Origin of the sequence: Limnohabitans sp. (genome assembly GCF_038134685.1) — a bacterium.
Taxonomy (GTDB): domain Bacteria; phylum Pseudomonadota; class Gammaproteobacteria; order Burkholderiales; family Burkholderiaceae_C; genus Limnohabitans_A.
The window spans coordinates 38801-51362 of record NZ_JAYPVP010000008.1; the positions used below are offsets into that span (position 1 = coordinate 38801).

Annotated in this window: 10 protein-coding genes; 5 read left to right on the forward strand and 5 right to left on the reverse strand. The window is 61.3% G+C overall.

The features are described 5' to 3' along the window. Together cgtA and proB are read left to right on the forward strand one after the other, a co-directional pair. Nucleotides 1–816 (forward strand): Obg family GTPase CgtA (cgtA, locus tag AAFM15_RS05135; RefSeq protein WP_341685631.1); only part of this gene is annotated, 816 nt, incomplete at its 5' end. Between the two features lie 26 nt (nt 817–842). Then, nucleotides 843–1976: a glutamate 5-kinase gene (gene proB, locus AAFM15_RS05140; RefSeq protein ID WP_341685632.1), complete on the forward strand. Its 1134-nt coding sequence runs from the start codon at nt 843–845 to the stop codon at nt 1974–1976. Nucleotides 1977–1988: 12 nt separating this feature from the next. On the opposite strand, the gene AAFM15_RS05145 is transcribed toward proB, so the two are convergent. Continuing rightward, complete coding sequence (locus AAFM15_RS05145; protein WP_341685633.1) at nt 1989–2609, reverse strand: RNA pyrophosphohydrolase; 621 nt, start codon at nt 2607–2609, stop codon at nt 1989–1991. 91 nt (nt 2610–2700) lie between these two features. Here AAFM15_RS05145 and AAFM15_RS05150 point away from each other — a divergent pair, with 91 nt between their 5' ends. Continuing rightward, nucleotides 2701–4446 carry a proline--tRNA ligase gene (locus AAFM15_RS05150; protein WP_341685634.1) on the forward strand — a complete coding sequence of 582 codons (1746 nt, stop codon included), beginning with the start codon at nt 2701–2703 and terminating at the stop codon, nt 4444–4446. A gap of 85 nt (nt 4447–4531) precedes the next feature. Here the strand turns inward: AAFM15_RS05150 and grxD are convergent, their stop codons facing one another. The 4 genes from grxD to hemA form a co-directional block, all read right to left on the reverse strand. Beyond that, nucleotides 4532–4855 (reverse strand): Grx4 family monothiol glutaredoxin, encoded by a 324-nt coding sequence (gene grxD / locus AAFM15_RS05155; protein ID WP_341685635.1) that lies wholly within the window; start codon nt 4853–4855, stop codon nt 4532–4534. A gap of 29 nt (nt 4856–4884) precedes the next feature. Next, a complete protein-coding gene (gene prmC, locus AAFM15_RS05160; RefSeq protein WP_341685636.1) occupies nt 4885–5703 on the reverse strand; it encodes a peptide chain release factor N(5)-glutamine methyltransferase in 819 nt (272 codons plus the stop codon). Beyond that, complete coding sequence (prfA, locus tag AAFM15_RS05165) at nt 5700–6800, reverse strand: peptide chain release factor 1 (RefSeq protein ID WP_341685680.1); 1101 nt, start codon at nt 6798–6800, stop codon at nt 5700–5702. Before prfA ends, prmC begins: the two co-directional genes overlap by 4 nt. A gap of 118 nt (nt 6801–6918) precedes the next feature. Continuing rightward, on the reverse strand, nt 6919–8190 hold the full coding sequence (gene hemA, locus AAFM15_RS05170; RefSeq protein ID WP_341685637.1) for a glutamyl-tRNA reductase: 1272 nt from the start codon (nt 8188–8190) through the stop codon (nt 6919–6921). Between the two features lie 70 nt (nt 8191–8260). On the opposite strand from hemA, the gene AAFM15_RS05175 reads away from it, so the two are divergent. Further along, nucleotides 8261–8536 carry a hypothetical protein gene (locus AAFM15_RS05175; protein ID WP_341685638.1) on the forward strand — a complete coding sequence of 92 codons (276 nt, stop codon included), beginning with the start codon at nt 8261–8263 and terminating at the stop codon, nt 8534–8536. A gap of 140 nt (nt 8537–8676) precedes the next feature. Then, entirely contained in the window at nt 8677–12555 is a 3879-nt protein-coding gene (locus tag AAFM15_RS05180; protein ID WP_341685639.1) for an FAD/FMN-binding oxidoreductase, read from the forward strand. The last annotated feature ends 7 nt before the right edge of the window (nt 12556–12562 follow it).

The window sequence follows — 12562 nt, forward strand, 5'->3', positions numbered from 1 at the left end:
ATCACGCTCAAGATGCCGGTGGGCACCATCATCACCGACGCCGAAACCGGCGAGGTGCTGTACGAACTGCTGCACGCAGGCGAAAAACTGATGATCGCCAAAGGCGGTGATGGTGGTTTCGGCAACCTGCGTTTCAAGAGCGCCATCAACCGCGCGCCGCGTCAGAAAACGCCGGGCCATGTGGGTGAACGCAAGAGCCTCAAGCTCGAACTCAAGGTCCTGGCCGATGTCGGCCTGTTGGGCATGCCCAATGCGGGTAAGTCCACCTTTATTGCGGCCGTGTCCAATGCGCGTCCCAAGATCGCCGACTATCCCTTCACTACGTTGCACCCCAATCTGGGCGTGGTGCGCGTGGGCCCCGAACAAAGCTTCGTGGTGGCAGACGTTCCGGGCTTGATTGAAGGTGCTTCCGAAGGGGCAGGCCTGGGGCACCAGTTCCTGCGGCACCTGCAGCGCACTCGGCTGCTGCTGCACATCGTGGACGTTGCGCCTTTTGACGAGGGTGTGGACCCGGTGGCGCAGGCCAAAGCCATTGCCGCCGAACTTAAAAAATACGACGCTGGCCTGTACGCCAAACCACGTTGGTTGGTGCTCAACAAGCTGGACATGGTGCCTCTTGAGGAGCGCGCTGCCCGCGTCAAGGACTTTGTCAAGCGTATGCGCTACAAAGGCCCGGTGTTCGAGATTTCGGCCTTGACCCGCGAAGGTTGCGAAGGCTTGATCCGCGAGATCTACAAGCACATTCGCACCCAGCAGATCGAAGAGCAAGGTGCGGTCGAAATGGATCCCCGCTTCAGCGACGTGACCCCCGAGTAAACGCAGAATCTTCTACCGAGGCATCGATGACTGCACAACTTTCCCCTGTCCTGCGTGATGCGCGTCGCATCGTGGTCAAGGTGGGTTCCAGCCTGGTGACCAATGAGGGTCGAGGCCTGGACGAAGCCGCCATTGGCGAGTGGTGCCGCCAGCTGGCGCAGCTGGCGCAGGCGGGTAAGGAAGTCATCATGGTGTCCAGCGGCGCCATTGCAGAAGGCATGAAGCGCCTGGGCTGGACCACGCGACCCAGCGAGGTGCCCGCACTGCAGGCGGCAGCCGCTGTGGGGCAAATGGGCCTGGCGCAGATGTACGAAACCCAGCTGCGCGCCCATGGTATGGGCAGCGCGCAGGTGCTGCTTACCCATGCCGACCTGGCTGACCGCGAGCGTTACCTCAATGCACGCTCGACCTTGCTGACACTGTTGCAGCACCGCGTGCTGCCTGTGATCAACGAGAACGACACGGTGGTCAACGACGAAATCAAGTTTGGCGACAACGACACTTTGGGGGCCCTGGTGGCCAATTTGGTCGAAGCTGATTTGTTGATCATCCTGACCGATCAAAAAGGCCTGTATACCGCCGACCCCCGCAAAGACCCTGCTGCCAAGTTTGTGCATGAAGCCCGTGCAGGTGATCTGGCTCTCGAAGCCATGGCTGGGGGAGCCGGCTCCAGCATTGGCAAGGGCGGCATGCTTACCAAAATCCTGGCTGCCAAGCGTGCGGCCGGCTCTGGCGCGTCAACCCTGATCGCCTGGGGTCGTGCGCCAGATGCCTTGCTGCGCGTGGCACAGGGCGAGAACATTGGCACCATGCTTGTGGCGCAAACGGCCAAACAGCAAGCGCGCAAGCAGTGGATGGCCGATCATCTGCAATTGCGGGGCTCGGTCACGGTGGATGCGGGTGCCGCACACAAACTGCGTACCGAAGGCAAGAGTCTGCTGCCGATTGGCATGACGTCTGTCGAAGGCGACTTTTCCCGCGGGGACGTGATCGCCATTCGGGATGACCAGGGCGCTGAAGTGGCCCGGGGTCTGGCCAATTACGCCGCTGCCGAGGCGCGGTTGCTGTGCCGCAAGCCTTCTCACGAGTTTGAAAGCCTGTTGGGCTATACCGCAGAGCCTGAGATGGTGCACCGCGATAACCTGATCCTCAGCCGCTAGTTTGAGCGCGCCTTACCCTTGCGGGTCTGGGTCAAAACTGGCTCCGGGCGGTAATTCCATGTGCATGGGCGGGAGCATCGAACGCTGTTCGGAGCGAGAAGTGTCTTCTCGGCCCTGGGTCGAGCGGCTGTTTCCCCGCAAATAGCGGTTGTGTCGGTCCTGACGTGGCAAGAATCGAACCAGCTCCGTCAGCGCCATTTCGTAAACGCCGCGTTTGAACTCCACCACCACATCCAGCGGGACCCAGTAATCGTTCCAGCGCCAGGCGTCGAATTCAGGGTGGCTGGTGGCACGCAGGTTCAGATGATGGTCGGGGACCATCATTTGCAGCAAATACCAGATTTGTTTTTGGCCACGATAGAACCCCCGCGCTTCGCGGCGAACGTAGCGCTCTGGCACTTCATAGCGCAACCAGTCACGGGTACGGGCCACAATGCGAACATGCTCCGGATGCAGGCCCACTTCTTCGTGCAGTTCCCGGAACATGGCTTGTTCAGGGCTTTCGCCGCGGTCAATGCCGCCTTGCGGAAACTGCCAGCTGTGGGTGCGGATGCGCTTGCCCCAAAATACCTGGTTTCTCTGGTTGAGCAGAATGATGCCGACGTTGGGTCTGAACCCTTCACGGTCAAGCATAATCAACCCCAAATTCTTAAACTGCAACCATTATGCACGCGCAAGGCGCAGCCCGCCAAATTCGTGCCAGATTTGCCAGAACTTCAAGCCCATGAAAGCCTCCCAATTTCTGATTTCCACCCTCAAGGAAGCCCCCGCTGACGCCGAGATCGTGAGCCACAAGCTCATGACCCGCGCTGGCATGATCAAAAAACTGGGCGCTGGCATCTACAACTACATGCCCATGGGCTTGCGCGTGATCCGCAAGGTCGAAGCCATCGTGCGCGAAGAGATGAATCGCGCGGGTGCCATTGAAATGACCATGCCCGTGGTCCAGCCCGCCGAGTTGTGGCAAGAGACGGGTCGGTTTGACAAGATGGGCCCTGAATTGCTGCGCATTCAGGACCGCCATGGTCGCGACTTTGTGGTGCAGCCCACCAGCGAAGAGGTGGTGACCGATGTGGCCCGCCAGGAAATTCGCAGCTACAAGCAACTACCCAAAAATTTCTACCAGATCCAGACCAAGTTCCGCGACGAGCGTCGTCCGCGTTTTGGCCTGATGCGCGGGCGCGAATTCATCATGAAGGACGCCTACAGCTTCGACAAGGACCAGGCCGGTGCCAAAGCCAGCTACCAGAACATGGCACAGGCGTACCGCAAGATTTTTGACCGCTTTGGCCTGCGCTACCGCGCCGTGGCGGCCGACAGTGGTGCCATTGGCGGTGACCTGTCTGAAGAGTTTCAGGTGATCGCTGCCACCGGCGAAGACGCCATCGTGTACTGCCCGAACAGCGACTACGCCGCCAACATTGAAAAAGCCGAAGCACTGGCACCTGTGGGTCCGCGTGCCGCAGCGGGTCAGGCGATGGCCAAAACGCCAACGCCCGGCAAGAGCACCTGTGAAGATGTGGCGGCCTTGCTGAATGTGTCGCTGTCCACCACCGTCAAATCCCTGGTGCTGGCCACAGATGAGCTGGACGAGGACGGCGTGATCAAGAAGTCCACCGTCTGGCTGCTGCTGGTGCGTGGTGACCACGACATGAACGAAGTCAAAGTGGGCAAGCTGCCGGGCATGGAGGGCGGTTTCCGCTTTGCCACGCTGCCCGAAATTGAAGAGCACTTTGGCTGCAAGCCCGGCTACCTGGGTCCGGTTGGACTCAAGAAGCCGCTCAAGATCGTGGCCGATCGTGATGTGGCCCTCATGGCCGACTGGATTTGCGGCGCCAACGAGATGGACTTCCACATGACCGGCGTGAACTGGGGCCGCGACCTGCCTGAGCCTGACATGGTGGCTGATATCCGCAACGTGGTGGCGGGCGACAAGTCGCCTGACGGCAAGGGTGAGCTGGCCATCGAGCGCGGTATCGAAATCGGCCATGTGTTCTACCTGGGGACCAAATATTCCAAAGGCATGAATGCCACCTTCCTGGGCGAAGACGGCAAGCCACAATTCATGGAAATGGGTTGCTACGGCATTGGCGTGACGCGCCTGCCCGCCGCAGCGATTGAGCAAAACCACGACGAGCGCGGCATCATCTGGCCCGACGCGATTGCGCCGTTCACGGCGGTGGTGTGCCCGATTGGCATGGACCGCAGCGAAGCCGTCAAAGCGGAGGCCGAGCGCATTTACAACGAGCTGTTGTCAGCTGGGGTAGATGTGATTCTGGACGACCGTGGCGAGCGCCCCGGTGCCATGTTTGCTGACTGGGAATTGATTGGTGTGCCGCACCGCATCACCATCGGAGACAAAGGACTCAAGGACGGTATGGTCGAGTACCAGCATCGCCGCGATGCCGAGGCCTCGAAAGTGGCTGCGGCAGAGGTGGTCGCCCATGTTCGCACCCGTCTGGCGGCTTGAAGGCGACTTGAAGCCCATCGCCGGCTTGAGCCGGGCATGAAAAAAGCCACCGCATGCGGTGGCTTTTTTCTGCGCGTGCAGGAGGTCAGGCCTGGCCGTTGATGACTTGTTGCAGCTCGCCGGATTCGTACATGTCCATCATGATGTCCGAACCCCCAATGAATTCGCCCTTGATGTAGAGCTGGGGGATGGTTGGCCAGTTGCTGTATTCCTTGATGCCCTGGCGGATTTCGGCGTCGTCGAGCACGTTGACGGTGGTAATCGATTTGGGATCGACGCCGCAGGCTTTCAGAATTTGAATTGCACGGCCCGAGAAGCCGCACATGGGAAAGCTGGCGCTGCCCTTCATGAACAGCAGGATGTTGTTGTTTTTGACGAGTTGGTCGATGCGTTGCTGGGTGTCGCTCATGGCGCGGTCCTTTTCAATCTATGGGCTGATTATCCCTTTTGTCCGCCCGTACAGCGTTCGATACCAGCTAAATCCTGTCGCGAATGTACGTTTTTCCAACCCGCCTGAGTCATCAGGTCGCGAACAGCCTCAGCCTGATCGTAACCGTGTTCCAGCAACAGCCAACCATCGGCCTCCAGATGGGTAGGGGCCTGTTCCAGAATCTGGCGAATGTCCTCCAGACCATCCGCGCCACTGCTCAGGGCCTGGCGGGGCTCGTGGGAGAGGGCGTCCAGGTGCGGGTCATCCTCACGGATATAGGGTGGGTTGGACACGATCAGGTCGAACACCCCCGCCACATCGCGAAGCCAGTGGCTGTGGACAAAGTGCACCGGCAGGCGCAGGCGTACAGCATTGGCTTGGGCCACAGCCAAGGCGTCCGCGCTGGCGTCAACTGCACTGACCAGCGCGAGCGGGCGTGCGTGCTGCAAGGCCAGGGCAATAGCGCCGCTGCCCGTGCCCAGGTCGATCACGCTGTGGTCGGGGGCGTCTGGTAGCAACTCCAGCGCCCACTCGACCAGGGTTTCGGTGTCCGGTCGCGGGTCGAGTACGCGGGCGTCGATGTGCAGCTCCAGACCGAAAAATTCCTTCTGGCCGGTGATGTAGGCCATGGGTTCACCGGCGAGGCGGCGCTGCAGCAGGGGTTCCAGTTTGCCCAGAACGCTGTCGTTCAGGATGTCGGTGTCGTGGGCCAGCAGCCACGCGCGCTCGCCAAGCGGGCGGCTCAATGCCAGCAGGTGCAGCAGTTGGGCGTCGATGCGCTCGAGCCCCAAAGTCTGAGCGCGGCGCAGGCTCTCATGCAGGATCATGCTACGCCTCCCACTTCCAGCTCGGCCAGTTGTTCGGCTTGGCGTTCAGCTTGCAGGGCTGTAATCACGTCTTCCAGCTCCCCTTCCATGATGATGGTCAGTTTGTAAAGCGTGAGGTTGATGCGGTGGTCGGTCAGGCGGCCTTGCGGAAAGTTGTAGGTGCGGATGCGGTCGGAGCGATCGCCGCTGCCGATCAGGCCTTTGCGCATGGCCGCATCCTTGGCCGCTTGCTCGCTGCGGGCTTTTTCTTCGATGCGGGCGGCCAGCACCTGCAGGGCCTTGGCTTTGTTGCGGTGCTGGCTGCGGTCGTCCTGGCATTCGGCCACAATGCCGGTGGGCAGGTGGGTGATGCGCACCGCCGAGTCGGTCTTGTTGATGTGCTGGCCCCCTGCGCCACTGGCGCGGAAGGTGTCGATGCGCAGGTCAGCCGGGTTGATCTGCACGGCCTCGGCTTCGTCGGGTTCGGCCAGCACGGCCACGGTACAGGCGCTGGTGTGGATGCGTCCTTGTGTTTCGGTAGCGGGCACGCGTTGCACACGGTGACCGCCCGATTCGAAGCGTAGCTTGCCGAAGACACCATCACCCTCGATGCGCAGCACCACTTCCTTGTAGCCGCCCAGCTCGCTGGGTGACTCGGACATCAGCTCCACCTTCCAGCCCTGGTTTTGGGCATAGCGGGTGTACATGCGCAGCAGGTCGCCGGCGAACAGGGCGGATTCGTCACCGCCGGTGCCTGCGCGAATTTCGAGGTAAGCATTGCGAGCGTCTTGCGGATCCTTGGGCAACAGCATGCGCTGCAGTTCGGCTTCAAGCGTGGCGATGTCTTGCTCGGCGTGAGTGACTTCTTCGCCAGCGAGTGCGTGCATGTCGTCGGCCTCGGGCAGCTCAGCCTGCATCTCCCGAGCTGCCAGCAGGTCGCTCTGGCGCTGCTTGTAGCGGGCATAGCGGCTGGCGACAGCCGAGACATCGGCATGCTCGCGCGAGAGCTTCATGAACTGCGTCATGTCGGCCATGATGTCCTGGCGCGAGAGCAAAAAGTCCAGCTCAGCCAGGCGATCGGCGTAGCGTTCGAGTTGGTGGATCAGGAAGGGTTTCATGGCGATAGGAGAGGTCGTCACTGCGAGCGAAGCGTGGCAGTCTTTCAGACTGGCCGGGTCAAGATCGCTTCACTGCGCTCGCGATGACAGAAGGCGAAGTGTGCGAAGCCCGGTATCGCTAACGCTCTTTGCGCAGAAACAGCCGTTGCACGGCTTGCATGGTTTGCTCGCGGTGCTCGGGGTCGGCGCTGCGCAGCTCGGCCATGGCACCGTGCAGCATTTTCTGCATCAGGCCACGTGAAAGTGCTTCCAGCGCCTGCTCGGGGTCATCGCCTTTGGCCAATAGCTTGCGGGCACGGGCCAGTTCGGCTTCACGCCACTGCTCGGTTTGTTGCAGCAGCTCCTGGATCAGGGGCACCGTGCCGCGCTGCGTGAGCCAGTGCATGAAGCTTTGCACGCCCGCGTCAATGATGACCTCAGCCTCGGCCACCGCAGCCTGGCGCTGTGCCTGACCGGCTTGAACGACGCTGGCCAGGTCGTCCACGGTGTAGAGGTAGACATCTTCCAGTGATTTGACTTCGGGCTCGATGTCGCGGGGCACCGCCAAGTCCACCATGAACATGGGGCGGTGCTTGCGCTTTTTGAGGGCGCGTTCCACCGCCCCCAGGCCGATCAGGGGCAGGGTGCTGGCGGTACAGCTGATGACAGCGTCAAATTCGTGCAAGCGCTCGGGAAGCTCAGCCAGGCGCATGACTTCGGCGCCAAAACGGGTGGCCAGTTTCTCGCCGCGCTCCATGGAGCGGTTGGCAATGGCCATGCTGCGTGGCTGACGGGCGGCAAAGTGGGTGACGACGAGTTCGATCATCTCGCCCGCGCCGACAAACAGGACCTTGATGTCCTTGAGGTCTTCAAACAGCTGGCTGGCCAGGCGTACCGAGGCGGCGGCCATGCTGATGGAGTGCGCGCCAATGTCGGTGACGGTGCGCACTTCCTTGGCCACGGCAAAACTGCGCTGGAACAGCTGGTTGAGGGTGGTGCCCAAGGCGCCGGCTTGTTCGGCGGCGCGAACAGCGTCCTTCATCTGGCCCAGGATCTGGGCTTCGCCCAGCACCATCGAGTCCAGCCCGCTGGCGACCCGGAATGCGTGACGGGCGGCCTCGTCGCCCTCCAGAATGTAGGTGTGCGAGGCCAGTTCGTGGGCTTGAACGCTGCCGGTCTGGGCTAGCCAGTGCAGGGTGTCGGTCACGGCGGCCTGGTCGGCGGCGCAATAAATTTCGGTGCGGTTGCAGGTCGAAAGAATGGCCGCTTCGGTGCTCTGGTCGGTTTTGTCGGCCAGGTCATGGCGAAGACGGTGCAAGGTTGGGGCCAGTTGATCCACGGCAAAAGCAAACCGTCCCCGCAAATCGAGCGGGGCAGTGGTGTGGTTCAAACCGAGTGTCCAGACTGCCATGGTGTGTCGCATTATAAAAAACTGGATCAAAGCCGGGCACAATGCGTGCAAATCGTTCAAGGAACCTGTTGTGACGGCCTGGTTACTGTTGCTGCACCTGCTCAATGGCTTGCTGCCCATCGTGTGCATGGCCGTGTTCATGCCCTGGCTGGGGCGTTGGGTTTTAGGCCGTGCGCCCGTGAGCGTGCTGCGCCGCACCCTGGTGCATGTTGTCTTGGGTGTGCTGGTGTGGGTGGTGGCGCTGGCACTGACCGATGAGGACGGCAGCATGGTGCTGTACGCCAGTTGGTTGCTGGTGTGGACCACCGCCGAGTGGGTGATGCACCGGGCCTGGCGGCAACGCTGAGCGTCAGGGGGCTTTGGCACCGCGCGCGGTGTGGGCAAAGGTCGCTGTCAGGGGTGCAATTGCTGCACTGCGGTAACATTGGCTCCCTATGGGAGCCGGGTACAGGCCAGATGGGCCAGCCGCACCTCCCCACCTACACAATGAACGCACCAGTCACACTACAGCAACTTCTGCACGACGACGCACAAGCCCCCCGTCTGCGCGAGATTCCCTACAACTACACCAGCTTTTCTGACCGCGAGATTGTTCGCCGTCTCTTGGGCGAACGCGCCTGGCTGCTGCTGGATCAATTGCGCCAGGAGCGCCGCACGGGTCGATCGGCCCGCATGCTCTACGAGGTGCTGGGTGACATCTGGGTGGTGGAGCGCAACCCCTATTTGCAGGACGACCTGTTGGACAACCCCAGCCGTCGCCAGATGCTGGTGGAGGCCTTGCACCACCGACTGGGCGAGGTGCAAAAGCGCCGCACCCCGCAAGATGATGCGCAGCGTGATGCCCTGGTGGGTGAATTGCTGAGCCTGGGTATCAAGGCCGTGGACGCTTTTGATGCCCGTTTTGCGGCCTGGACACAGTTGCGCAAACAAGTGTTGAAGACGCTGGGGCGCCTTACCGCCAAGGACAACATCAAGTTCGACGGCCTCTCGCGTGTCAGCCATGTGACCGACGCCACCGACTGGCGTGTGGAATACCCCTTTGTGGTGCTGACCCCCGACACCGAGGCCGAGATGGCTAACCTGGTCAAGGGTTGTATCGAGCTGGGCCTGACCATCGTGCCGCGCGGCGGCGGCACCGGTTACACCGGCGGCGCGATCCCGCTGACCTGGAAAAGCGTGGTCATCAACACCGAAAAGCTCGAAGCCATGACCGAGGTCGAGCTGATCGACCTGCCGGGCATTGACCACAAAGTGCCGACCATTTACACCGAAGCCGGTGTGGTGACCCAGCGCGTGGCTGATGCGGCCGAGCGGGGCGGTTTTGTGTTCGCAGTCGACCCGACATCCGCCGAAGCCAGTTGCGTAGGCGGCAACATCGCCATGAACGCGGGTGGCAAGAAAGCCGTGCTCTGGGGCACGGCCCTGGACAACCTGGCCAGCTGGCGCATGGTCACGCCCGACGCCGAATGGCTGGACGTGGTGCGCATTCAACATAACCTGGGCAAGATCCACGACGCCGAGGTGGCGACGTTCGAGCTGCGCTATTTCAAGGCCGACGGCAGAACGCCATTGCGCACCGAAACCCTGGCGATTCCTGGCGCTACTTTCCGCAAGGAAGGTCTGGGCAAGGATGTGACCGACAAGTTCCTGAGTGGCTTGCCGGGCGTGCAAAAAGAAGGCTGTGACGGTCTGATCACCAGCGCGCGCTGGGTGGTGCACCGCATGCCCGAGCACACCCGCACGGTGTGCCTGGAGTTCTTTGGCCATGCCCGCAACGCGGTGCCGAGCATCGTCGAGATCAAGGACTTCATGTTTGCCGAGCAAAAGCGCACCGGCACCGTGCTGGCGGGCCTGGAGCATCTGGACGACCGCTACCTGCGCGCTGTGGGTTACAGCACCAAGAGCAAACGCGGCGGTTTCCCCAAGATGGTGCTCATTGGTGACATCGCTGGTGACAACGCCGACGATGTAGCCAAGGCGACCTCTGAAGTGGTGCGCATTGCAAACTCGCGCAGCGGCGAGGGCTTCATCGCCATCAGTGCCGATGCCCGCAAGAAATTCTGGGCCGACCGCAAGAAGACGGCGGCGATCAGCCGCCACACCAACGCTTTCAAGGTCAATGAGGACGTGGTGATCCCGCTGCCGCGCATGGCCGAATACACCGATGGCATCGAGCGCATCAACATCGAACTGAGCCTGCGCAACAAGCTCAAGCTTTGCGCAGAGCTGGAGTCTTTTCTGGCCAAAGGCAACTTGCCGCTGGGCAAGTCCGATGAGACCGATGGCATTGCACCTGCCGAACTGCTGGAAGACCGTGTCAGCCAGGCGCTGGGCGTGGTGCGCGATGTGCGAGATCTTTGGCAAGGCTGGCTGGACCGTGTGGACCCGCTGTTTCCTCAGTTGCAGGACCACACGCTTCGTGCCAGCTGGAAGACACAGATTCGGCAGCCTTTGCAAAATATCTTCTCGGGTGCAGCTTTTGCGCCGATTCTGGAGGCTTGCAATGCGATCCACAAACAGGTCCTCAAGGGTCGCGTGTGGGTGGCACTGCATATGCATGCGGGCGATGGTAATGTTCACACCAACATCCCGGTCAACTCTGATAACTACGAGATGTTGCAGACCGCCCACGAGGCGGTGGCCCGCATCATGGTGCTGGCGCGAAGCCTGGATGGTGTGATTTCAGGTGAGCACGGCATTGGCATCACGAAGCTCGAATTCCTGAGTGATGACGAGCTGGCCAACTTCACCGCCTATAAAGCCAAAGTGGACCCCGAGGGTCGCTTCAACAAGGGCAAGCTGCTGCGCGGTGAGGCTCTGCGTCAGCTGGGCGACGATGTACACGCCGCCGACCTCACGCACGCGTATACGCCCAGCTTCGGCCTCATGGGTCATGAGTCGCTGATCATGCAGCAGTCGGACATTGGTGATATCGCCGCCAGCGTCAAGGACTGCCTGCGCTGCGGCAAGTGCAAGCCGCAATGCTCCACGCACGTGCCGCGTGCCAACCTGCTGTACAGCCCGCGCAACAAGATCCTGGCCACGTCCCTCTTGGTCGAAGCTTTCCTCTATGAAGAGCAAACGCGTCGCGGTATCTCGGTCAAGCATTGGCAGGAATTTGAAGATGTGGCCGACCACTGCACCGTCTGCCACAAGTGCCTGTCGCCGTGCCCGGTCAAGATCGACTTTGGCGACGTGACGATGAACATGCGCAACCTGCTGCGCAAGATGGGCAAGAAGAGCTTCCGTCCGGGTAACGCTGCGGCGATGTTCATGCTCAACGCCACCAACCCTGAGACCATCAAGCTGGCTCGTTCCTTGATGGTGAATGTGGGCATGAAAGCGCAGCGCTGGGCAGCTGATCTGTTCACGCTGGCGGCACGTAAACAGACCAGTGCGCCGCCTGCGACGGTGGGGCCTGCGCCCATCAAAGAGCAGGTGATCCACTTCGTCAACAAGAAGATGCCCGGCAACCTGCCCAAGAAGACCGCACGCGCCCTGCTGGACATCGAAGACCGCGATTACGTGCCCATCATCCGCAATCCACAGGTGACCACCTCGGATAGTGAAGCGGTGTTCTACTTCCCAGGCTGTGGCTCCGAGCGCTTGTTCAGCCAGGTGGGCCTGGCTACGCAAGCCATGCTCTGGCATGCAGGGGTGCAAACCGTGTTGCCACCTGGCTATTTGTGCTGTGGTTACCCACAACGCGGCTCAGGCCAGTTCGACAAGGCCGAGAAGATGATCACCGACAACCGGGTGCTCTTCCACCGTGTGGCCAACACCCTCAACTACCTCGACATCAAGACCGTGGTGGTGAGCTGTGGCACCTGCTACGACCAGTTGCAGGGCTACAAGTTTGAAGAGATCTTCCCCGGTTGCCGCATCGTCGACATCCACGAGTACCTGCTGGAAAAAGGCATCACCTTGACGCCCGAACAGGCGTCGGGTTATCTGTACCACGACCCTTGCCACTCGCCCATGAAGCAGCAAGACCCGATGAAAACGGTCAAGGCTTTGGTGGGGCCTCAAGTGGTCAAAAGCGAGCGCTGCTGCGGCGAGTCCGGCACGCTGGGCGTGACGCGCCCGGATGTGTCGACGCAGGTGCGTTTCCGCAAGGAAGAGGAAATCCGCAAGGCCGAAGGCCAGCTGCGCGCCAGCACGGGTGAGCAGGGCGACCTCAAGATCCTGACCAGCTGCCCCAGCTGCCTGCAAGGCTTGTCGCGTTACGGCAATGATCTGAACAACGGCCTGCTCGAAGCCGATTACATCGTGGTCGAGATGGCCCGCAAGATCCTGGGCGAAAACTGGATGCCCGAGTATGTCGATCAGGCCAATGCCGGCGGCATTGAGCGCGTACTGGTCTGATCGGAGG